At 39.8% G+C, this 23,608-nt stretch carries 21 protein-coding genes, 2 pseudogenes and 1 riboswitch; all 23 genes and pseudogenes read left to right on the top strand.

What is annotated here, in order from left to right:
* Nucleotides 1-126 precede the first annotated feature (126 nt).
* Nucleotides 127-819 carry an Ltp family lipoprotein gene (locus I2D56_RS02510; RefSeq protein ID WP_117744348.1) on the top strand — a complete coding sequence of 231 codons (693 nt, stop codon included), beginning with the start codon at nucleotides 127-129 and terminating at the stop codon, nucleotides 817-819.
* A gap of 483 nt (nucleotides 820-1,302) precedes the next feature.
* Nucleotides 1,303-1,614 carry a hypothetical protein gene (locus tag I2D56_RS02505; protein ID WP_117744347.1) on the top strand — a complete coding sequence of 104 codons (312 nt, stop codon included), beginning with the start codon at nucleotides 1,303-1,305 and terminating at the stop codon, nucleotides 1,612-1,614.
* 211 nt (nucleotides 1,615-1,825) lie between these two features.
* Nucleotides 1,826-2,713, top strand: a complete 888-nt coding sequence (locus tag I2D56_RS02500) for a DUF4300 family protein (RefSeq protein ID WP_195213804.1) — start codon at nucleotides 1,826-1,828, stop codon at nucleotides 2,711-2,713.
* Nucleotides 2,714-2,766: 53 nt separating this feature from the next.
* Nucleotides 2,767-2,958, top strand: a complete 192-nt coding sequence (locus I2D56_RS02495) for a hypothetical protein (protein ID WP_195213805.1) — start codon at nucleotides 2,767-2,769, stop codon at nucleotides 2,956-2,958.
* 53 nt (nucleotides 2,959-3,011) lie between these two features.
* Entirely contained in the window at nucleotides 3,012-3,401 is a 390-nt protein-coding gene (locus tag I2D56_RS02490) for a hypothetical protein (protein ID WP_195213806.1), read from the top strand.
* Between the two features lie 67 nt (nucleotides 3,402-3,468).
* The gene (locus I2D56_RS02485) at nucleotides 3,469-4,320 is read left to right on the top strand and encodes a CbrC family protein (protein ID WP_195213807.1); all 852 of its coding nucleotides are present in this window, start codon (nucleotides 3,469-3,471) and stop codon (nucleotides 4,318-4,320) included.
* Nucleotides 4,321-4,381: 61 nt separating this feature from the next.
* Nucleotides 4,382-5,136: pseudogene (locus I2D56_RS02480) on the top strand (CPBP family intramembrane glutamic endopeptidase).
* Nucleotides 5,133-5,882 carry a type II CAAX prenyl endopeptidase Rce1 family protein gene (locus I2D56_RS02475; protein ID WP_195213808.1) on the top strand — a complete coding sequence of 250 codons (750 nt, stop codon included), beginning with the start codon at nucleotides 5,133-5,135 and terminating at the stop codon, nucleotides 5,880-5,882. Before I2D56_RS02480 ends, I2D56_RS02475 begins: the two are co-directional and overlap by 4 nt.
* Before the next feature lie 183 nt (nucleotides 5,883-6,065).
* Nucleotides 6,066-6,740 (top strand): ankyrin repeat domain-containing protein, encoded by a 675-nt coding sequence (locus tag I2D56_RS02470; protein ID WP_195213809.1) that lies wholly within the window; start codon nucleotides 6,066-6,068, stop codon nucleotides 6,738-6,740.
* A 132-nt stretch (nucleotides 6,741-6,872) separates the two neighbouring features.
* Nucleotides 6,873-8,312 (top strand): annotated as a pseudogene (locus tag I2D56_RS02465) (helix-turn-helix domain-containing protein).
* 309 nt (nucleotides 8,313-8,621) lie between these two features.
* On the top strand, nucleotides 8,622-10,130 hold the full coding sequence (glpK, locus tag I2D56_RS02460; protein ID WP_195347911.1) for a glycerol kinase GlpK: 1,509 nt from the start codon (nucleotides 8,622-8,624) through the stop codon (nucleotides 10,128-10,130).
* 33 nt (nucleotides 10,131-10,163) lie between these two features.
* Complete coding sequence (glpO, locus tag I2D56_RS02455; protein WP_195347910.1) at nucleotides 10,164-11,990, top strand: type 1 glycerol-3-phosphate oxidase; 1,827 nt, start codon at nucleotides 10,164-10,166, stop codon at nucleotides 11,988-11,990.
* A 69-nt stretch (nucleotides 11,991-12,059) separates the two neighbouring features.
* Nucleotides 12,060-12,761: an MIP/aquaporin family protein gene (locus I2D56_RS02450; RefSeq protein WP_195347909.1), complete on the top strand. Its 702-nt coding sequence runs from the start codon at nucleotides 12,060-12,062 to the stop codon at nucleotides 12,759-12,761.
* Between the two features lie 391 nt (nucleotides 12,762-13,152).
* On the top strand, nucleotides 13,153-14,472 hold the full coding sequence (locus I2D56_RS02445) for a haloacid dehalogenase-like hydrolase (RefSeq protein WP_195347908.1): 1,320 nt from the start codon (nucleotides 13,153-13,155) through the stop codon (nucleotides 14,470-14,472).
* 9 nt (nucleotides 14,473-14,481) lie between these two features.
* Complete coding sequence (locus tag I2D56_RS02440) at nucleotides 14,482-14,916, top strand: EutP/PduV family microcompartment system protein (protein ID WP_195347907.1); 435 nt, start codon at nucleotides 14,482-14,484, stop codon at nucleotides 14,914-14,916.
* Between the two features lie 50 nt (nucleotides 14,917-14,966).
* Complete coding sequence (gene cobD, locus I2D56_RS02435) at nucleotides 14,967-16,052, top strand: threonine-phosphate decarboxylase CobD (RefSeq protein WP_195347906.1); 1,086 nt, start codon at nucleotides 14,967-14,969, stop codon at nucleotides 16,050-16,052.
* The gene (locus I2D56_RS02430) at nucleotides 16,049-16,924 is read left to right on the top strand and encodes a kinase (protein ID WP_243634244.1); all 876 of its coding nucleotides are present in this window, start codon (nucleotides 16,049-16,051) and stop codon (nucleotides 16,922-16,924) included. Before cobD ends, I2D56_RS02430 begins: the two co-directional genes overlap by 4 nt.
* The gene (gene cobT, locus I2D56_RS02425; RefSeq protein ID WP_123160357.1) at nucleotides 16,917-17,981 is read left to right on the top strand and encodes a nicotinate-nucleotide--dimethylbenzimidazole phosphoribosyltransferase; all 1,065 of its coding nucleotides are present in this window, start codon (nucleotides 16,917-16,919) and stop codon (nucleotides 17,979-17,981) included. Before I2D56_RS02430 ends, cobT begins: the two co-directional genes overlap by 8 nt.
* Nucleotides 17,982-18,002: 21 nt before the next feature.
* Nucleotides 18,003-18,605 (top strand): cob(I)yrinic acid a,c-diamide adenosyltransferase, encoded by a 603-nt coding sequence (locus tag I2D56_RS02420; protein WP_006596169.1) that lies wholly within the window; start codon nucleotides 18,003-18,005, stop codon nucleotides 18,603-18,605.
* 310 nt (nucleotides 18,606-18,915) lie between these two features.
* Nucleotides 18,916-19,061: riboswitch (adenosylcobalamin (AdoCbl) riboswitch) on the bottom strand.
* 276 nt (nucleotides 19,062-19,337) lie between these two features.
* Entirely contained in the window at nucleotides 19,338-20,480 is a 1,143-nt protein-coding gene (locus I2D56_RS02415; RefSeq protein ID WP_195347905.1) for a 1-propanol dehydrogenase PduQ, read from the top strand.
* 42 nt (nucleotides 20,481-20,522) lie between these two features.
* Nucleotides 20,523-21,227: a propanediol utilization microcompartment protein PduB gene (gene pduB / locus I2D56_RS02410; protein ID WP_009730843.1), complete on the top strand. Its 705-nt coding sequence runs from the start codon at nucleotides 20,523-20,525 to the stop codon at nucleotides 21,225-21,227.
* A gap of 18 nt (nucleotides 21,228-21,245) precedes the next feature.
* Entirely contained in the window at nucleotides 21,246-22,910 is a 1,665-nt protein-coding gene (locus tag I2D56_RS02405) for a propanediol/glycerol family dehydratase large subunit (protein WP_009730844.1), read from the top strand.
* 12 nt (nucleotides 22,911-22,922) lie between these two features.
* Nucleotides 22,923-23,594 carry a propanediol/glycerol family dehydratase medium subunit gene (locus tag I2D56_RS02400; protein WP_195347904.1) on the top strand — a complete coding sequence of 224 codons (672 nt, stop codon included), beginning with the start codon at nucleotides 22,923-22,925 and terminating at the stop codon, nucleotides 23,592-23,594.
* Nucleotides 23,595-23,608 lie beyond the last annotated feature (14 nt).

Genomic DNA, 23,608 nt, shown 5'->3' with positions numbered 1-23,608 from the left:
TGTTCTTAAAGAAAAAACACATTGTTAGGAAGTATTTATATGAATGAGAGCGTTGCGTTACACTGTTGTTTTATTAAGAACAAAGTAACAAATTAATTTGACTACAAACAAGTAAAGGTATTCATTATGAAAGAATTTTTGAAATTTATTTTTTGGATGTTTGTTTCGATTTTTGTATTGATGGTAGTAGTTGTAGCTCTTATGTTAAATAGTTATGATAGAGCTTATGAGAATGCTCATAAGCATTCGAGTTATTCATGGAAAAAAGTAACTTATCCTGTAGAAAAATACTCTAATCCAATTGATGAATATAATGATAATTTCGAATTATTATTTAATTTGCTTGTTAAAAAACTTTTTTCTCCAACTTTAGTAGAAAAAGAATTTAAAAGGGCATATGAAACAGCTAAAAATCTGTCAGCGGATTCTCCTATTTCGATGCAGGCTATCAAAAATAAAATAAAGATTTATAATTATTCAGAAGGCGCTAACCAGTACGCTGTATATAAGCTTAATATAGACTGGAGAGAGCAGGCTGTTTTAGCAGCAAAATCACTTCAAAAGTATCGTTATTCAAAAGAAAAGTTAGTTGAGCAACTGATAAATGTTGCACTATTTACTCAAAAAGAGGCTGACTATGCTGTAGAACAAGTAAATTTCGATTGGAAGGAGAATGCTGTGAAAGAAGCGGAATCTTATGTAAACAGTGGCAAGATTTCGAAAGAAAAGTTATTAGAAATACTTGTTGAGAATAAAAAATTCACTCAAGAAGAAGCTGAGTATGCTATAGAACATGCCAAAATAGATTTGTTGGATTAGACAATAGTTCTAGTATTTATTTAAAGACCTTAAAAGAGGTTAATGAAGCTAAGATAGCTGCGGTAGAAAGTTATGAAAAGTGGCATAATGAGCATAAGGACACAATTACTATTTATGATCGCTATTTGAACAGTGATGATTTCAAAACAAGTTCAATGAAAACTATACAAGATCAACTGAAAACATTTTTAATGGACCATCACTACTATGAAGTAGCTATTCCCCTGATTAGACAATTAAGTAAGAGTTACGATCATTATTATAAAAAACTAACTGAGGCAAGTAACTATTATTTAAAGTAAAAGGAAGATGCACCACAGTAATTCGGAAATCAATATACTTCATAAGATTTAACGATGAAGAGATAGAGTGAGGGATGACTTGCCTTAGCTCTATTTTTCGGTTCCTTTAGTTGTACTTTTCCCCTACATAGGTGTATAATGTGTCCTTGGGTAAAGAAATTAGTAGAGTAAGGTGATTTATATGGAATTAAAAGATTTTACAGAAAAAGAACAAGAACAGATCAACCAAGGTTTGAGTACAGCTGAGATTTCTGATAAAGAAGCGGCGAAGAAGTTGCTTGCTCTTGTACCGCAAGAATGGGTCAAGCGTATTCCTTTCTTTGTCAGAGGGCATGCGACAACAAAGACGATCGAACGTGTGGCTATGCGCTATCCTGAACTCTATGCCGTGGCCAAACGCCAAGGAGACCTTCCTGAAAAAGAACGGGAAGAATTGCGTGTCATCATGACGGAAGTCTTTGAAGAAAAGATGAACAAACATAAGATTAAATAGGATTCATTATTCATTAAAGAGCTGGACAGTCTGCCAGCTCTTTTTTTGCTACCTATAAAGTTTCCTCATTTCGTGAAAAATAGTTGGAGCTAAGTCAGTTTTAAACTATAATATAGGATAAGGAGATTCGATAGGAAGAAGAAATGAATGATGTTACAAAACACGATTCAATGTTACAAAACATCTTAGTATATAGAAAAGGAACCAGTTTATGAAACCATTTAAAAAATTCATGCTCCTTACTAGCTGTGCTTTGGCGATCTTTGCTTTAGCGGCTTGTGGGACCAATCAAAAGCAATCCAAGGAAAAGCAGGAGAGCTCTACTGTTCAGCAGTCCATTTCAGACAAGGAGCACTACAAGGGAACTTACAGCAACCTTAATAGCAAGGAAAGCGTCGAAGAAGTGCGGGCTCTCTTGTCTGCTTATTTGGATCAGGAAAGTGTAGACAAGTTTCTGGGTCTAGTAACGGACTATGATAGCATTGTCGGCTCGGTCGGTTTGACGGGTAACTTCAGCAAGTTCAAGAAAACAGACTACAATGTAGAAAAAATTAGTGACTTGTGGACCAAGCAGAAGGGCGATTTCGTCGGGACCAACTGCCGGATCAATAGCTATACCTTGCTAAAGAATCGTATCGAGATTCCTAAGATGAAAGCGGATAGTGAACTCTTGTTCGTGGATAATGATGCTATTGACAAAGGCAAGGTCTTCGATGAGGCAGACAAGGAAGCCTTTAACATTCTCTATTCACGGGTTCCGACTGAGGCGACAACAGATGTCAAGGTCCATGCCAAGAAGATGGAAGAGTATTTTGCCAATTTCAAGTTCAATGAAAATGCGCGCATGCTTTCTGTCATCGTTCATGATAACCTAGATGGCAACACGCTTTTTGTCGGGCACGTCGGTGTCTTGGTGCCTGCTAAGGACGGCTATCTCTTTGTCGAAAAGCTAACCTTTGAAGAGCCCTACCAAGCCATTAAGTTTGCGACCAAAGAAGATGTCTACAAATACTTGGAGACCAAATACCAAGATTACACGGGTGAAGGTCTGGCTAAGCCCTTTATCATGGACAATGAAAAATGGGTTGAAACCAAATAGAATTTCAAGCTAGTTAAGTTTGATGGAATTCCAGCTAAGGAAAGGAGCTAAAGATGAATAAAAAACGGAGCTTCTTTGCTCTAGCCCTTATTCTTATCGGTTTTCTATTAGTAGAATCAAGTATGTATGTCCTACCCTTTATTGAAGGATTAAAAGATTTAGAACTAGTTGCTTTCGGATTTGGAATTCTTCTCTTAGTGGGTATCATCATCTTATTAACCAAGACTAAAAAGCATACTGATTAAGGCCAAGTCAACAATTTTACTGTGTATTTAGAATTTATGGAGGGAGAAATGGAATGGCAAATTTGGGATCAGGACCAGTATTGTTAAGTGTTGGTTTTATTGGCTTCTTCAGCATTACGTTATTCGTTCGTCGCTGGTTGGCTAGCCGACGTAGTGGTGGTCCCTTCTTTGCGCCCTTCCATATTAACCATGGCATCTTCTACATTCATGTGCCTTTGTGTTTCTGCCGTCGTATGATCCCATTGAAAGAGATGAAGCAGATAACCTACTTATTGCTCCGTGGTCGCGCTGGTGGTGGGAGTCGCTATGCTTTCTATATCGAACTCAGAAATGGAAAGACCATTCCCTTCTTTTTCGGTAAAAGCAAGCGGAATGAACTGTTGGTTGAAAAACTCAAGCAAAATGCTGGTAAGTATGGGTTTAAAGTACATTTTCAACGCTAGAATACAATCACCTGAAGGAAACAAAACTAGGATTTGATTCTCTGTAAAAACGAAAGTGAGCAATTCTATGAACGATTCTATGAAAGAATATATCTACTTAAAAAAGCAGTTCCAAGCGCAAGATAAGGATTCATCCAGCGTGCTGGCTCTCTATGAATTTGCAGATTGGCTGACCGTACAGGAAACTCCAGAAGCTAAGCAGGTCTTGGTGGATGTGTATCAGGAGTTGGGCTTGTATGCCAGTGCCTATGCTCTCTTCTCAGAGTTAGTAGACAAGTCTGATCGCAAGCAAGTAAAGAAACTTTTCACCTTAGAAAAGATGAGTCTAAGTCATGGAGATCGCTTTGCTCTCTCTCGTCCCTTGACCGAAAAAGAAAAAAAGCCTCATAAGGAGAAAGTCAGTGAATTGCCAACCTTCCGCTATCATCCGGATCCACTAGCGACGGGTTCCTTTAAGGAAGGGGAGCCTAAGACCTGCCCTTCGTGTGGGGAAGACCACACCGTCTATTATGCTTTGAGACCTTATTGTGTAGAAGAGCTAAGACATCTCTGTCCAACTTGTATTTCTACTGGTCGTGCTGCCCAAAAGTTTGAAGCAGAGTTTATCCAAGATGCTGATTGGCAAGGGGTCATGAATAAGGAAAAAGACCAGATCCTCTTCTGTCAAACTCCAGGTTATAGTAGCTGGCAGGGCGAATATTGGCTCTCCTGTTGCCAAGACTACTGTGCCTATATGGGGACAGTTGGCACTCGTGAACTGGAAGAGATGGGCATTGCAGAGCGAGTTTTGGAAGAATATGAGGAGCGTGATGAATTTCAGGATGTGGCTGAATACTTAGTCAAGGATGGTTCTATGTGTGGCTATCTCTTTCGATGTCTCCATTGTGAACAATACCATCTTTGGGTCGATGCGGATTAGTAGGATGCTCCAAATCTAATAGAGTCATGAACTAGATGAAAGAATAGAAAAGGAATCACGAATGAGTAGAAAGCAAGCCCTATCTATGTATTTGTTAGGAACCTTTGGTCAAGTATTAGGAGTCAGCCTTCTGGTTTGGTTTTTAAGAGTAGGAGGAGTCAAGGTTGATTTTACATCACCAATGGGGAGCATTGCTGTTATTGTAGGTGGTTTGTCATCAGCTTTGTGGGGCAGTATTGCAAGCATTAGTTACCATCAATCTAGTTTTAAACAACTTCTCAAAGATTTTTTCAAGTCAAAGACAGTTTAGCAAATTATTGTTTGGTGCTTGTTTTCTTGCTACTCGACTTTTTCCCCTTTATCTTAGGTGGTAAGATTACCACTCAATCGTTGGTCTTGCCAGTGGTGCTCTTTTTCAAGGCCCTTCTTTTTGGTGGGATTGAAGAAATTGGCTGGCGTTATTTCTTTCAACCAACTTTGGAGGAAAGAATACCTTATCTTTCAGCTACTTTTATCACCTTTTTAGCCTGGTCTAGCTGGCATCTTTTTTACTTTTACATTGATGGTTCTTTAGCTGTCATTCAGTTGCTTCCGTTTCTAGTAGGTCTGCTAACTAATTGCTTTATCTTATCGGCCTTGTATCATAAAACGAAAAATTTATGGCTCTGTGTCATGACTCATGCCTGTATCAATTCCTTGTCTCAGATGATAGTGAATGAAGAGGTATGGCTATCTCTAGTCAGTAAAATTCTTATTATTTGTTTAGCAATTATGATTGCAAGAAAGAAGTATATAACTGTAAAGGAGGAAAAATGAGCAAATTTATTTCAAAACAATCAGTCGCTATCTGTTATGCACTGACTGCCCTCCTTGCTACTTTTATAGTGGGGCAAGTTATCCTTTGGTTTTTCCCGGATGGAAGTAGTATGGGTGCCTCACTACTGTTTATCCTAATGAACTTGATTCCCATGATTGTGGCGGCTGTCTTTTCTCTGGTGTTGAGTGAAGTCAACTCCTTGGGTGAATTTTTCAAAAAGGTCTTTCTTCAAAAAGAAAGTTCCCTATCTTGGATCCTAGCTTTCTTCATCCCCGTCATCTATTATGGGATCTCCATCCTGCTTATGAACGTTCGCTTTACTGGGAACTCCCTCTTGGCCTTCTTCCTATACTTCCCTTGGACCTTATTATATGGCGGTCTAGAAGAAGTCGGTTGGCGTTGGTTTTTACAAGATCATCTTTCCTTTAGTAAGCACTTTATACCTAAAATGATGCTTCTTTCCATTGTCTGGTTCCTCTGGCATATTCCTATCTATCAACTCCCTTGGATTACAGCAGGTTCGTCCAACTACCTCATCTTTTACCTGATGATTTTAGGGAATACTTTCCTATTTGGAGCGCTCAAGGAGTACTCGAAAGGAGCTGTTCCTTGTATCCTTGCCCATATGCTGATTGATAGTCTAGCTGTCCTCATGCTGGTACAGAGCTCTCTTCCTCAGATTATCCTTCTAGTTATTTTCGAAATCTTAGTATCCTCTTGGCTAGTGGCTATACGAAAATCATAGAAATAGTGTTGTACCTCTCATCTAATTTCGGTGGGAGGTTTTTTATACGGTGATAAAATAAAACTTTTTAGCTAATGACGCATTCCAACATATAGGACTTCATAGAGAAGTCTATAAAATGATATAATTAGTTTAACGAAGAACTCAGAGTTAGGATTATCGGTGATTCAAGGGGGAAAGACCATGCAAAAAACCTTTCAGTTGTTGCGAAGAGGAGATCTAGAGGCCGTCCGTCAGATATTGGATAAAAAGCCAGAAGAAGTCAATGCTGTTTCGGGTGACAAACCCAAAAGAGATCAAGGGCAATCCCTTCTTCAAGTCGCTATCAAATCGGGACATCTAGATATTGCAGACTTACTCATTGATAGAGGGGCAGATCTTAACTTTATTGAAGAGCCGACAGAGCTGAATCCATTTTGTCAACCGGTCATCCAAACAGCCGGTGGACGAGCTGTATTTGACTGCAGGCGCATGATCAAACGTTGGAATGGCCAATATGAAATGTATTCGTCTAAGGAAAAGGCGGACCAGTCTTTCAAGGTTTTCGAGAAAATGTTGGAACTTGGGGCAGATATCTCTCAGAAGAATAGTCATGGGGGAACCTTATTACAAACTATCTTAATAGAAACCAAAGAAGTTCTGCCATCTTATTCTTGGAAAACAAAAGAAACAAGAGATAATGTCCTCATCACGGAGGAATTACGTCATGATTTAAATCGTATTTATAATCTCCTGATTCGTTACGGTGTGACTTCGGACGAAATCTCTGCCTATTATAAGATTCCTCTCAAAGAACTTTACCAGGACAGCCCGACTATGGAATTCTTAAATCGCTTAGATCAGAGCAGATCTTTATAAGCGTTTGAAATATGACTTAGAAGAGTCTTAGGGCTCTTTTTGTTTCTGCTAACGAGGGTAGAAACAGATTGTTTTTTCTTTTGGGCAAATTATGGTACTCTAAAGATAGAATAATGGAAGGGTTTTCTGAAAATGCATTTAGCTGATTTAATGGAAAAAAGTGAGGGTGGACAGTTTTTAATCTTGTCACATCTGCAATAGCATTCCCCAAGTAGTCTGTCAGAAGTGATGGCTGAGACGGAATTTTCCAAAGCAACCTTGAACAAATATCTTGCACTGATTAATGACAAGGCCCAAGAGAATCAGCTGGCCCTTTCCATTGAACTAGAAGATGAAAATCTTCGCCTTCTTGTAGGTTCGGATACCAAGGGGCGGGACATTCGGCGGGCTTTTTTGGACAATGCTATCAAGTACCAACTATTGATCTATTTACTTTATCATGGCCAATTTCAAGCTCAACAATTAGCTCAGGAGCTCTTGATTAGTGAAGCGACATTAGGGCGTCATATTTCGGGCTTGAATAAATTATTAACTGAGTTTTCATTTTCAATTCAAAATGGGCGCTTGAAAGGACCTGAACATAAAATTCGTTATTTTTATTTTGGCTTGTTACGAAAAGTTTGGGCTAGTGCAGACTGGAAACAAGAACTGAACAGGAAAGAAAGACAAACTGAAATTGCAACCTTAGAGGAGGTGTGTGGTGCCCAGTTGTCTCAAGGCCAACGCTTGGATTTTGTTCTCTGGTCTCACATTACCCAGCAACGACTAAAGGTCAATGCCTGTCAGTTCCGAGAAATTGAACAGAAGATGAAGGGCTATACAGACAACATTTTTTACCAACGCTTGTTTCGTCGAGTAGACCAGCTCTTTTCTGGGAGACACATTGCCCTTAGTCATGATGATGGAGAGATGTTGGTCCACTTTGCTTTCCTTGTCACCCATCGGATCCTCCCGCTTCATACTATGGAGTACATCTTAGGCTTTGGGGGAGAGATTGGGGCTTTGACTACGCAGCTCATTCAAGAGATGAAAACGCAGAAGCTTTTAGGAGAGTATATAGAGGGTCCAGTGACCTATGAATTGAGCCAAATTTGTGGGCAGGTTTATCTTTTTACAGGCTACCTTCTTCAAGACAAGTATAAGTACCAACTTGAAAGCCACAATCCTTATGTCTTTAGTAGTCATGATTATAGAGAAGTAGCAGATACTATCTTCAGCAAACTTCCGATCTTTTGCCAAGGAACAGCTCTGGATAAAAAAATCAAGTGGGAGTGGCTCCAGTTAATGGATTATATCGCAGAAAATAGTGGGAGACAAATTAAGATCGGCTTAGACTTAACAGTGGGCTATTTAGGCTATACACGGATGACAGAAGTCCTCAAGCGCTACCTAGAGTACAATCGTTTTATTACCATTGAAGCTTTTGATCCAGCTTCAGATTACGATTTGATCGTGACCAACAATCCGATTAGCCTTACCCAGCGGATTCCTGTCTATTATTTAAAATATGATTTAGATATGATCGATCTAGCCAATATTCGCCAGATGATCTACCAAGAAGAAGGTCAATAAAGCTATTCAATGCTTGATGAGACTTTTACGATATTATTGAGCTGAGTTAGAAGTAATAAAAAATTTGAGGTTAGGCAGAACAAATTCAAAACGAATTGTTCCTCCTAGCTTTTTTATTAGATTTTTCTAAAAATTTCATTTTTTCTAAGTCTTAAAAATCCTTATGAAACAAGGGTTCTGAATCCATCTACTCAATTTTTTTAAAATTCTTAAAAAAATTGATGATCATGAAAGCGGTTTTTTTGTATAATAGACAATGTAAGGAGTACGTCTCCTAAAGAATATTTCTTTTTCCCAGGAGGACAGTTCATGTCACAAGAAAAATACATTATGGCCATTGATCAAGGAACAACAAGTTCTAGAGCCATCATTTTTAATAAAAAAGGAGAAAAAGTAAGCTCAAGTCAAAAAGAGTTCACGCAAATTTTCCCTCAAGCTGGTTGGGTTGAACACAATCCAAATGAAATCTGGAACTCTGTTCAGTCTGTTATCGCTGGTGCCTTTATCGAGAGTGGCATCAAACCAGGACAAATCGAAGCTATCGGAATTACCAACCAACGGGAAACAACCGTTGTTTGGGATAAGAATACTGGACTTCCAATCTACAATGCCATTGTCTGGCAGTCTCGCCAAACTGCTCCTTTAGCTGAACAGCTTAAGAGCCAAGGGTATGTCGAAAAATTCCACCAAAAAACAGGTTTGGTCATTGATGCCTACTTCTCAGCAACTAAGATTCGCTGGATCTTGGACCATGTAGAAGGAGCACAAGAACGGGCTGAAAAAGGAGAATTGCTTTTCGGAACCATCGATACTTGGTTGGTTTGGAAGTTGACAGACGGAGCTTCTCACGTAACAGACTATTCAAATGCTGCTCGTACCATGCTCTACAATATTAAAGACCTAAAATGGGATGATGAGATTTTGGAAGTCCTCAATATTCCTAAGGCTATGCTTCCAGAAGTGCGTTCAAACTCTGAAATCTATGGAAAAACAGCTCCTTTCCATTTCTACGGTGGAGAAGTTCCTATCTCTGGTATGGCGGGTGACCAACAAGCGGCCCTCTTTGGACAGTTGGCCTTCGAACCAGGTATGGTCAAGAATACTTACGGTACTGGATCTTTCATCATCATGAATACAGGTGAAGAGATGCAGCTATCTGAAAATAACTTGCTAACTACCATTGGATATGGAATTAACGGGAAAGTATACTATGCCTTAGAAGGATCCATCTTTATCGCGGGTAGTGCCATTCAATGGCTTCGTGATGGTCTACGCATGGTGGAAAGCTCACCTGAATCTGAACAATATGCACGTGATTCTCACAACAACGATGAAGTTTATGTGGTACCGGCCTTCACAGGTCTAGGAGCACCATACTGGAATCAAAATGCTCGTGGTTCTGTCTTTGGCTTGACTCGTGGAACAACCAAAGAAGACTTTATTAAGGCGACTCTTCAATCCATTGCTTACCAAGTACGGGATATCATCGATACTATGCAGGTTGATGCTAAGACGGCTATTCAAGTCCTTAAAGTGGACGGTGGCGCTGCCATGAACAACTTCTTGATGCAGTTCCAAGCGGATATTCTTGGTATTGATATCGCTCGTGCTAAAAACTTGGAAACAACAGCTTTGGGGGCAGCCTTCCTTGCTGGCCTGTCAGTCGGCTACTGGAAAGACCTAGATGAATTGAAAGAACTCAATGCAACTGGTGAACTCTTCGAGCCTTCTATGAACGAATCTCGTAAAGAACAACTCTACAAGGGATGGAAGAAAGCTGTTAAAGCTACCCAACTCTTTGCAGAAATTGAAGACTAGTCAAGACTTCAGTAGGATAGAAAGTGAAGAATTATGGAATTTTCAAAGAAAACTCGTGAATTATCGATTAAGAAAATGCAAGAACGCACCCTGGATCTTTTGATTATCGGGGGAGGGATCACAGGTGCTGGGGTAGCCTTGCAGGCAGCAGCAAGTGGTCTTGAAACAGGTTTGATTGAAATGCAGGACTTTGCGGAAGGGACATCAAGCCGTTCAACAAAATTGGTCCACGGTGGACTTCGTTACCTCAAACAATTTGACGTAGAAGTGGTATCAGATACGGTATCAGAACGTGCAGTGGTCCAACAAATTGCTCCTCATATTCCAAAACCAGACCCAATGCTCTTACCAGTCTATGATGAAGATGGGGCAACTTTTAGCCTCTTCCGTCTTAAGGTAGCCATGGACCTCTATGACCTCTTGGCAGGTGTCAGCAATACTCCAGCTGCCAACAAGGTCTTGACCAAAGAAGAAGTGTTGGCTCGTGAGCCTGAGTTGAAACAAGAAGGTCTAGTCGGAGGTGGGGTCTACCTAGACTTCCGTAACAACGATGCTCGTTTGGTGATTGAAAATATCAAACGTGCCAACCAAGATGGGGCCCTCATTGCTAACCACGTAAAAGCTGAAGGATTCCTCTTTGATGAATCTGGCAAGATCACAGGTGTAGTGGCGCGTGATCTCTTGACTGATGAAGTCTTTGAAATCAAGGCTCGTTTGGTGATTAATACAACTGGTCCTTGGAGCGATAAAGTGCGTAACCTCTCAAACGATGGAGAGCAGCATTCACAAATGCGTCCAACCAAGGGTGTTCACTTGGTCGTAGATTCAAGCAAGATCAAAGTTTCTCAACCAGTCTACTTTGATACTGGTCTTGGAGATGGTCGGATGGTCTTCGTCTTGCCACGTGAAAACAAAACTTACTTCGGAACGACTGACACGGACTACACTGGCGACTTAGAGCATCCAACAGTAACTCAAGAAGATGTCGACTACTTGTTAGGAATCGTGAATAACCGCTTCCCAGAAGCTCACATCACCATCGATGATATCGAAAGTAGCTGGGCTGGTCTTCGTCCGTTGATCTCAGGAAACAGTGCTTCTGACTACAATGGTGGAAACAACGGCACTATCAGTGATGAAAGCTTTAATGCTTTGATTGCAACAGTTGAAGGCTATCTTTCTAAAGAAAAATCGCGTGAAGATGTTGAATCAGCAATCAGCCACTTGGAAGGCAGCACTTCTGAAAAACATTTGGATCCATCTGCTGTTTCTCGTGGATCAAGCCTGGATCGCGATGACAATGGTCTTTTGACCCTTGCTGGTGGGAAGATTACAGACTACCGCAAGATGGCTGAAGGAGCGATGGAGCGTGTCTTGACCATTCTCAAGGAAGAGTTCGACCGTCAGTTCAAATTGATCAACTCTAAGACCTATCCAGTATCAGGTGGAGAAATTAACCCAACCAACGTGGATTCTGAAATCGAAGCCTTTGCTCAACTTGGCGTATCTCGTGGCTTGGATAGCAAGGAAGCTCACTACCTAGCTAACCTATACGGCTCTAATGCTCCTAAGGTTTTCGCCCTTGCTCATAGCGTGGAACAGGCACCTGGATTGAGCCTAGCAGATACATTATCACTTCACTATGCAATGCGCAATGAATTGGCACTTAGCCCAGTTGACTTCCTTCTTCGTCGGACGAACCACATGCTCTTCATGCGGGATAGCTTAGATGCAATTGTCGAACCTGTTTTGGATGAAATGGGACGCTTCTATGAATGGTCAGAAGAAGAAAAAGTTGGCTACCGCAAAAACTTGCAAGTCGCTTTGGAAAACAATGACTTGGCAGCATTAAAAAACTAAAAAAACAAAAAAGGGGTTGGAAAGAAGACTGTCTAACCTTCCCCTCTTTATAATGGAGAATTAAATCATATGAAAGAATTATTTGGTGAATTTTTAGGAACCTTAATCCTGATTCTTTTGGGAAATGGGGTTGTAGCAGGAGTGGTTCTTCCAAAAACGAAAAGCCACAACTCAGGTTGGATCGTCATTACTCTTGGTTGGGGGATTGCGGTTGCTGTCGCTTCCTTCATCTCTGGTAAGTTAAGTCCGGCCCATTTGAACCCTGCAGTAACAATTGGGGTTGCTCTTAATGGTGGACTAGCTTGGGCATCTGTGATTCCTTATATCATCGCTCAATTTGCTGGAGCCATGGTGGGGCAAGTCCTTGTCTGGTTACAGTTCAAACCGCATTACCTAGCAGAAGAAAATCCTGGAAATATCCTTGGAACATTCAGTACTGGTCCAGCAATTAAGGACACTATTTCAAACCTTATCAGTGAAATCCTCGGAACCTTTGTCTTGCTACTGACTATCTTTGCACTTGGTCTTTATGACCTTCAAGCAGGACTTGGTACTTTTGCCGTTGGTACCTTGATTGCAGGGATTGGTTTGTCTCTCGGTGGAACTACAGGCTGCGCTCTCAACCCAGCTCGTGACCTAGGACCTCGTATCATGCACAGCCTCCTTCCTATTCCTAACAAAGGAGATGGTGACTGGGGTTACGCTTGGATCCCAGTAGTTGGTCCAATCATCGGTGCGATATTAGCAGTTGTCGTATTTAGTATGTTTTAATGAATATCTTAAAAGCCTTCGAAAGAGGGCTTTTTCAATTCATGAGGAAGATTATTTGATGAATAATAAATCATCTGTAAAGATATGTAAAAGAATGTTGTTAAATCAAGTAGTAGTAGGTTAGAATGGATGTTTTTACGATTCTAAAGAACTAGATTTTGCTATCATTCTAAAATGATATTCTATGTGGTAGAAAAAAATTACATGGATATCGTTTTTTTTCTAAAAATGAAACCGTTTTCGGTTGACATTTTATAGTTAGGTTAGTATAATAGATTTGTCAATATACATAAGGCAATGAGGCCTATGATTGCAATGGAGCAACCGTTTCAAATCATAGATGCTTTGTTGCCTTTTTGTAGTTCAAAAATATTTATTTGGAGGTTTTTCAATGAGAAAACACCGATTACTTTTAGTGTGTGGTCTTGCTCTTTTTATGTTTGGCTGTCAATCTTCAGAGTCGTCTAAAACGACGGAATCAAGCAAAGCTAGTCAAGAAACAAGTGTTAAGAAAGAAGAACAAGTCCTTGAACGTGGTCAATGGGAGGATAAGCTTTATAAGAAATTAAGCAATGTCATTAAGGAAAATGGGAAATCTAGTTCTAAATATGACGAATCTGCAAAACCGTATGCTGTATTTGACTGGGACAATACAACGGTCATCAATGATATTGGTGAAGCAACCTTTACTTATCAAATTGAAAACCTAGGATTTAAGATGACTCCAGAAGAGTTAGACAAAGCGATTCGTACTAATATTCCGGAAGATGACTTTACGGAAGACCATAACAATAAAGAAGGTAAACCAGTCAATATTCATAAGATTGCTAAGGACATTGTTTCTGATTATACAGTAATTTACAATGAGTACAAGGGGTTTAATGGGTCAAAGAGCTTAGAAGAAGTTAAAGAATTAGATGAGTACAAAGATTTCAGTGCAAAATTACGTTATCTTTACGAAGCGATTGGTGGAACCTTCAGTTCAGATATTTCTTATCCATGGGTAACCTATTTGTTTACTGGAATGACTTCTGAAGAGGTTCAAGCCTTGACCGAAAAAGCTATTGATCGGGCTCTTGAGGAAGATTTAGTCTTCGAAACTTGGGAAAGTCCAGAAAGCTTAAAGGGTGAAGCTGGGCAGGTTGAAATCAAATTTAAACGTGGCGTTCGTACCGTAAAAGAAATGCAAAATCTTTATAAAGCTCTCCAGGACAACGGTATTGAAGTCTATGTTGTGTCAGCATCTTTCCGTGATGTTATTGTTCCTTTTGCAACCAAAGAAAAATATGGTTACAACATCACTGACGACCATGTTTACGGTATGGAACTAGTAAAAGATGAATCTGGTGTTATTCAATCAGAATACAATAATGACTACTTCCAAACACAAGGCGAAGGAAAAACGAAAACAATCAAGAAATTCATTGCTGACAAGCATGGTAACCAAGATCCTATCCTAATTGCGGGAGATAGTAATGGGGACTATGCAATGTTGAAAGACTTTGATGGATTACAAATGGGTATTCTCTTCAATCTCTTGCGTGATCCTTCTAAAGGAATTGGTTTGTTATCACAGACTGCTGTAGATACATATGATAGCAAAGATGCTAAGTATTTCCTACAAGGTCGTGACGAAAACAAGGGTGTTTTGGTCAAGAGTAGAGAAACCATTAAGTTAGGAACTGACGAAGCTCAGTTGATCAAAAAATAGGGGACATATATGAGGAAAATCATGTTTGTTGGTTCGGTTGGGGTTGGTAAAACTACTCTAACCCAACGATTAAAAGGATTAGATATTCAGTATTATAAAACACAAGCAGTACAATTCCACGATAGTATTATTGATACGCCTGGAGAATTTTTACAACATAGACGTTATTATAATGCGTTGACGGTGACTGCGGCTGAAGCTGAAATTATTGGGCTCTTAATTGCAGCCAATTCAACTATGCAAACTTTTCCTCAAGGATTTTCTTCATTATTCAACCAAGATGTAATCGGAATCATTAGCAAAATTGATTTGGTAGATTCTGAGGAGCAATTAGAATTCGCGCGCAAGCAGTTGTTAGATGCAGGTGTTAAACGGATTTTTGAAATTTCTTCAACAGAGAATACTGGAATCAATGCTTTAAAGGCCTTTCTTGAGAGTGAGTAAACATGATATAATCTAAAAGGACTACTTTATCTTTCAAGAAGGAGATGTGTATGATTGTTGAACACGGAGGGAATGGACGTCTATTAGCTGAAAAAAATGGGAACTCTTCTGAAAAGTGGATTGATTTTAGTGCCAATATCAATCCGCTTGGAGTTTCTACAAGCCTCCGACAAGTCTTGGTGGACAGTATTGATAGAATTACGGAATATCCAGATATCACAAACCAATATGAAAAGGATTTGCTAAGGGAGCATCATGGAAATCAAGATTTAGAAATCCTTTTGTCAAATGGTGCAGTTGGTTTATTTTATGAACTAGCTCAGATCTTAAAGCCAAAGAGATTACTGATTTTAAGTCCCACCTTCATGGAATATGAAAAAGCTTTTCATCAAGAAGGGACAGAAATTCTTTATCATCATTTAACGGCTCCTCAATTTACTTGGACTGTGGAAGGTCTATTGTCCGACATAGACCAATTGGAAGCTGGAGATGCTGTCTTATTGTGTAATCCTAACAATCCAACTGGCTCTCTTGTTCCAGTTGGTCACTTGCTAGAACTTGGAAAAAGATTGCTGGAACAGAATATTCATTTTATTCTAGATGAAGCTTTTATTGACTTTTTAGAAGATGAGAAAGAGTATAGTTTTGTTCCCTATTTGAGTGATTTCGCAAATGCGATTGTCGTTCGCTCTTTAACGAAATTTCACGCAATACCAGGCTTACGCTTAGGCTATGCTCTTGGGATCCATCCTTGTTTAGCAAAAATGAATGAACGGCGGGCTCCGTGGACGATCAATGCATTGGCTCTTCAAGCCTTGCCGGTAATTTTAAAGGATCGAGATTATCAAACTCAAACTTTAAAATGGTTACAGAATGAGAAAGATTTCCTCTATCAATCCTTGGAAAATTTTTCTGCATTAAGGGTTCTAAAACCGAGTGTCAATTACATCTTCTTTCAGTATACAGGGGATAAGGATTTACGAGAAGAATTATGGCGTTATAACATTTTTATCCGCTCGTGTGCGAACTATCGGAATTTGACGAGTAATTACTACCGCATTGCGATTCGTAGTAGAGAAGAGAATAGCTGTTTATTAGCTGCCTTGGAAGCGATTCTTGGAGGAGAAGAAGAGTGATAAGAGCGATGAAAGCATCTTGTCCAGGATCTTGCGGAGAATTGTTTCAATGTGTGGTGGATGGTGAAGAATTTTTGATGTCTTATGGGATTGAAAAGAAAAGTCAAGTAGTGATTGGTCCTCAAACAGGTGTCATGGAAGAAGTGTTACGCCCTAAAATGCTGCAAGTTATCCATGAACTAACAGATCAGATAGATTTCGACTATACTTTTCAAACAGATATTTCTGTTGGAAAGGGCTATTCTAGTAGTACAGCGGATATGCTTTCGATCTTAGGAGCTTATTCTGCCTATAAACATGGAAAAGTGTCGATTCCCTTATTAACGAGTCTTTGTTCAAAGATTGAACCAAGTGATTCCGTTGGGTTTTCAGACTGGACCGTGATGAATCCTCTTAATGGTGAGATTCAATGGCAGACAAGGTGGAAACCAAAGCTTTATGTATACATTCTAGAGCCAGATCAAATTGTTGATACGACGAGTTTCATAAGAATGACGGATAGTCCCAAATATCCTGCTGAGCAATCAAAAAAATTATTGACTGATTTTAAAATAGCCTGTGACCAGCAAAATGTGCAGCTATTAGGCGCTGTTGCGACTACAAGTGCCTTGTTGAATAACAAACGACTACCTAAACCCTATTTAAACGATATTATCGACATCGTAAATGAATTAGGTCTACTAGGAGTTAATGTTGCCCATAGTGGTAGTGTAGTTGGTATTCTGCTGACAGAAGACCAACTGATGCACATGACTGAGTTAGAAAGACGACTGGCACACCATCCTTTGGCAAGTTATTATTCTCTCAGAAATCTAAGCAAGATTATATACGACGGGCTCCAGGTAAAGAAGGTGGAGGAGATCTTTGAATAGGCAAGAAGAATTAAATCAAATCCTAGAAAAAATTGTACCAATTAATGTTACAGCATTAGAAGAGGGTGTAAAGGTGTGTGATCGCTTAGCAAAACCTCTTGGTGCATTAGGTAAAATGGAAAAAATGTATGCCAAGCTATATGCGATGTTTCCTAACAAAATCCAGCTATCAAAAAAAATCGTCATGATCTATGTGGCGGATAATGGAATTTGTGAAGAAGGAATCTCCTCAAATCCTATCGAAACAACCTTTATTGTAGCTAATAATATTAGAAATGGTAAAGCAGGGGTTTGTAATATTGCAGAACATGCTGGGTCTGATATTTGTGTCATTGATATTGGTTGTAAGAGTCCAATTTATTCCGATAACCCGGACCATGTATTACATGGAACGCGCAATATGCTAAAAGAAGCTGCCATGACGCGAGAGCAAGCCATGGAAGCCATTTTAGTTGGGTATAGAAGAACGGTTGAAAAGATCCATCAGGGCTATACCTTATTTGGTACAGGAGAGATGGGGGTTGGAAACACCACAACTTCCGCCGCAGTCATTGCTGCCACTTTGGGAATCCCTGCCCAAAAGGTGACAGGATACGGAGCGGGAGTGACGGAAGAGATGAAGGCTCATAAAACAGCTGTCATTCAAGAAGCGGTAACCAAACATGCCCCCTATAGCGATATTATCGATCTCGTCTCCAAAGTTGGTGGCCTGGATATGTTAGGGATGGTTGGCACCTATTTAGCTTGTGCCCAGCACCAACTTCCTTGTGTCATTGATGGGTTGATTTCTTTGACAGGACTCTTAATTGCTTCACAGTTAAAGAAAGAAGTGCTTGACTATTGTTTCCCATCTCATTGTTCTACAGAACCGGGCTATCAAATTGTTTCGGATTATTTAGGCTTATCCCCAATGCTTCAGATGGATATGCGTTTAGGGGAAGGATCTGGTTGTCCTTTAGCTTTCTTTTTAATGGAAAGTTCCGTGTATACTATAGAGCGTATGCCGACTTTTGAGGAGGTAAAACTGGACCGGGATGACTACGTCGACATTAGATAAAGGGTAATAAAGGAGGAAAATATGCAACTATATACAAAGACTGGAGATAAAGGTCTTACAAAATTAGTAGGTGGTCAAAGCGTTGCAAAAGATTCAGATCGTGTCAATGCTTATGGTACCGTAGATGAATTAAACACTTGGGTCGGTTATACGATTAGTAAAATGGATCCGGCTGATGAATTGAGAGACGAACTGTATCAGTTACAGAATTACCTGTTTGATTGTGGTTCTGATTTGTCTACTCCTCATGGTGTATACCCATATAAAGTAGATGAAAGCCTCGTTAAATGGATTGAAGAACGAATTGATACTTATGCGGATATCCCGCCAGCTCTGGAAAGATTTATTTTACCTGGTGGCGATGAAATTGCTTCTATGATTCATGTGGCAAGAACCATTGCTCGGCGTGCAGAGCGCCTTGTGGTAGCGACCATGTGGACGAATGAAATCAATAATCAAGTCTTGATTTTTATCAATCGTTTATCTGATTATTTCTTTGCGCTTGCACGTGTCATTAACTATCGTAAACACTGCCAAGATATTCCTTATGAAAGAGGAGCTAAGGTGTTCCACAATATTACAAAGGCAGATGTGGAGCGTTGGGCACAGAAGAATAATAGCTAATAGAAAAAGCACTACCCAAACTAAAAATAGGGTAGTGCTTTTCTGTTGATGTCGAGACTAAAGTTTTGGAATAGAGCATCCTTTAGGAAAATATAAAAAACCTTACCTCCCCAGAGAGAAAGGCAAGGTTCACATTCGAAAGCCATATGTACATCAGTGTACAAACTTCGTGTTAAGCATCATTGGTTAACAGTAGCTCTCCAAATATTGACTCTGCTTCCTCGCAGATGATGGAAAATCCATCCTTAGAAAATGATACGTACTTAAACGTAGAGTCAATAGGGGAAAGCACTATTTTGGTGTATTTCCTAACTGACATCACCACCTTACATCGAGGCGTGAAATCTACTAAAATTTAAGAATAAAGACCTGACTTAAAGCAAAGCTTATCACAGTGGCGGGACCGTGTTGGATTTTCACCAAACTTCCATACCCTTAAAAGTACCAAAATCATTTCTAGTAATTACATGATATCATGATCTAGAAGAAACTGCAAGTATTATGCTTAAAAATATAAAAATATATGCTTTTTCTTTTGCGTTGAAAACGTTTTTATGGTATACTTTTTATAAAGTACAAAGGAGTACAAATTTAAGCGACGAAGCTATATGAAATATGCCAAAACTTTATGTGGTTTGGCTGTATTTCATGTGGCTTCTTTTTATGTATTCTGAAGAGTTTCATCTAGTAAAGGAGGTAAAATAATGAAACTCAAGAAAGAAAGGGGAACAAATGTATAACATTTACTACAAAACACAAATTTTTGTCGGTAAGGGTGCCTTGGCTCACTTGGGCGATTATCACAACAAATCGATATTGGTTGTTGCTGATCCATTTTTAAAAGAATCTGGACAGTTGGATCGAATTCTTGAATTCTTAGATACAAGTAACGATCTTGTGATCTTTACGGATATCGTTCCAGATCCGCCAATTGATGTCATCGTGGCAGGGATTAAAGCTACTGAAGGAAAATCAATCGATATTGTCTTATCAGTTGGTGGGGGATCTGCAATCGATGCTTCTAAAGCCATGTATTACTTTGCTAAGAAACAAGGTGTCTTTAAAGATGTGAAACTAATCTCTATACCGACTACTAGTGGTACAGGCTCTGAAGTAACTAGTTTTGCAGTGATTACCGATGCAGAGAAAGAACAGAAGTATCCGATTGTCGATTGGGATATTTTACCGGATGTCGCAATTTTGGATTCGAATTTGGTGGAAACTTTACCAGCTAATATCACAGCTGATACTGGTATGGATGTATTGACGCATGCAATCGAGGCTTATGTTTCTAATAAAGCGACTGATTTTTCTGACGCTTTAGCTGAAAAAGCTATCAAATTAGTTTTTGAATACTTACCTCGTGCATACAAAGATGGCCATGATTTAGAAGCTCGTGAAAAAATGCATGTAGCCTCTACTTTGGCAGGAATGGCTTTCAACTCAGCTTCATTGGGGATCAATCATAGTATCGCCCATGCTGCAGGAGCAAAATTCCATATCCCACATGGACGTCTCAACAGCATCTTAATGCCACATATTATCCAGTATAATGCTAATGTGACAACTAATGGTGCCCGCACAGGTAATTTGAATAAAGAAACTGCTGAACGCTATCAACAGATTGCTCGTTTATTAGGCTTGAGTGCTTCTACACCTGTTCTTGGTGTACGACAACTAGTCGATTCTGTTCGGAAACTTCAGAAGAAATTAGATCACCCAACTTCATTGAGCGCTTATGGAGTAGGACTTGAAGATTTTAATGAGAATAAGCGTGAGATTGCAGAAGCGGCCTTAGTGGATAAGTGTACGATTACGAATCCAAGAGTTCCTACAGTTGAAGAATTGTTGAAAGTTGTAGAACAGGCTTTTTAAAAATATTACAGTCGTTTTTATCATACATAAAGGAGTAATAAAATGGCTAATAATTGTAATGTTACTGAATTTGTTGGTTCAAATCCAACAGGAGATACCATTGGTCTCGTGATTGCCAATGTCGATCAACAGTTGTTGGATGCTATGAAGTTGAAAAAATACTATCGGTCTATTGGTATTATAGGTGCTCGTACAGGAGCTGGACCTCATATTATGGCTGCAGATGAAGCTGTAAAAGCTACAAATACAGAGATCGTTAGCATCGAATTACCTCGTGATACAAAAGGTGGAGCAGGACATGGTAACTTAATTATCTTTGGTGGAGAAGATGTATCAGATGTACGCCGTGCAGTAGAAGTAACTTTAGGCGAAGTCAATCGTACATTTGGGGATGTCTATGCCAATGAAGCAGGCCATATCGAATTGCAATACACTGCGAGAGCAAGCCATGCCATCGAAACAGCTTTTGGTGCTGAAGTTGGTCGTGCCTTTGGTCTCATTGTAGGTGCGCCTGCAGCCATCGGAGTTGTTATGGCGGATACTGCAGTTAAATCAGCTACAGTTGATGTTGTTGGTTATGCTTCACCAGGTAATGGTGGAACAAGCCATTCAAATGAGGTTATTTTGTTTATCAGTGGTGATTCTGGAGCAGTGAGACAAGCTGTCGTTTCTGCAAGAGAAATCGGGCTTCAATTGCTTGGAAGTCTCGGTGACACACCAGTGAATGGTCAGCCATCCTACATTTAGAGAATGGGGGAATGAAACATGACAAAATCAAAACGTTTTGAAGTTCTCAGTAAACGACCAATTAATCAGGATGGATTCGTAACAGAGTGGGTTGAAGAAGGTTTAGTGGCTATGGATAGCCCTAATGATCCAAAGCCTAGTATTCGTATTGAAAATGGCGTCGTAGTTGAATTAGATGGAAAATCAAGAGAAGAATTTGATTTAATCGATCAGTTTATCGCTACTTATGGAATTGATTTGAAACATGCAGAAGAAGTTGTTCGAATGGATTCTAAAGAGATCGCTAACAAAATTTTAACTCCGAATGTACCACGTTCTGAAATTGTTCGATTGACCAAAGCAATGACTCCTGCAAAAATTTGTGAAGTTGTGAATCACATGAATGTTGTTGAAATCATGATGTGTTTGCAAAAAATGCGGACACGGAAACAAACAGCAACACAAGCGCACGTTACAAACGTGAATGATAATCCGGTACAGATTGCTGCGGATGCTGCAGAAGGGGCTCTGCGTGGATTTGCTGAACAAGAAACCACAGTAGCCGTTGTTCGTTATGCACCTTTCAATGCCTTGTCTCTTATGATTGGTTCGCAAGTTGGTCGTCCTGGAGTTCTCACTCAGTGTTCATTGGAAGAAGCAACAGAACTTGAATTTGGTATGCGTGGCTTCACAGCTTATGCTGAAACTATCTCCGTTTATGGTACAGAAGATGTATTTACAGATGGTGATGATACTCCTTGGTCAAAAGCCTTTTTGGCGTCTGCCTATGCTTCTCGTGGATTGAAGATGCGTTTTACTTCAGGAACTGGTTCAGAAGTTCAAATGGGACAAGCAGAAGGTAAGTCTATGCTTTACTTGGAAGCTCGCTGTCTATATATTACAAAAGCTGCGGGTGTTCAAGGAACACAAAATGGTTCTGTTAGTTGTATTGGTATTCCAGCAGCTGTTCCAAGTGGTATTCGTGCAGTCGTTGCTGAAAACTTAATTGCGACGATGCTGGACCTTGAATGTGCCTCTTCAAATGACCAAACATTTACTCACTCAGATTTGCGGCGTTCTGTACGTACCTTAATGCAGTTTGCACCTGGTACCGATTTTATTAACTCTGGATATTCTGCAACTCCAAACTATGACAATATGTTTGCTGGATCTAACTGGGATGCTGAAGATTTTGACGACTACAATGTTCTGCAACGTGACTTACGTGTAGATGGTGGTTTGCGCCCTGTTCGTGAAGAAGAAGTTATCAAAGTACGGAATAAAGCTGCCCGCGTGATGCAAGCTCTATTTAAAGGCTTAGGTTTACCTGCTATCACAGATGAAGAAGTGGAAGCGGCGACTTATGCACACGGTTCAAAAGATATGCCTGACCGTGATAAGGTTGAAGATATCAAAGCGGCTCAAGGTATCCTTGAACGTGGTGTTCAAGGTGTGGATCTTATTAAGGCTTTGGCAAACAATGGCTTCCCAGAAATTGCCAATGAACTCTTGAATTTGTTTAAACAACGTGCTGCAGGTGACTTTTTACAAACGTCTGCTATTTTTGATAAAGATTGGAATGTTATATCTGCTATTAACTCTCCAAACGATTATGTTGGTGTCGGTACTGGACATCGCTTAGTGGGAGAAGAATGGGAAAAAGTTAAAGATATTCCACGTGCGATCGACCCTCGTGATATTTAGGAGGACTTAACGATGACAGTAATAAATGAAACGTTGTTGCGCTCGATCATCGAGAGTGTGTTAAAAGAAGTAAAAGCAGAATCTAACGGTCATGTAGAACCGACTCATCATGTAGATGCTACAACTACAGCATCCGTCAATGAGGGTACAGTGATTCGAAAAGTTGGAGTTGCCCAGCCAAGTCAATCCGTTGATGAAGTTGTCATTGCAGTTGGTCCAGCTTTTGGGGAACAGCAAGTTAAAACCATGGTTGACATACCGCACACTGAAGTACTGAGACAATTAGTTGCAGGAATTGAAGAAGAAGGCTTGAAAGCTCGGATTGTGAAAGTGTATCGTTCGTCTGACGTGGCTTTTGTAGCTGTTGAAGGGGATCACCTTTCTGGATCTGGAATTTCTATTGGTGTACAGTCTAAAGGGACTACTGTTATCCACCAACGTGATTTACCACCATTGAGTAATCTTGAACTCTTCCCTCAAGCTCCACTCTTGACTCCTGAAACCTATCGTTTAATCGGTAAAAATGCTGCCAAATATGCAAAAGGTGAAACTCCAAATCCTGTTCCTACCTTGAATGATCAAATGGCACGTCCAAAATATCAGGCTTACTCAGCTTTGCTTCACATTAAAGAAACAAAATTGGTCGTAAAAGGTAAGCCTGCAGATGAGTGTGTGTTAATTTAAAGTAGGAGGTCCAA

It is taken from the genome of Streptococcus australis (assembly GCF_015553625.1).
GTDB lineage: Bacteria > Bacillota > Bacilli > Lactobacillales > Streptococcaceae > Streptococcus > Streptococcus australis_B.
Note: the sequence above shows the minus strand (reverse complement) of the source record. Positions and strands in the feature narration are given on the sequence as shown.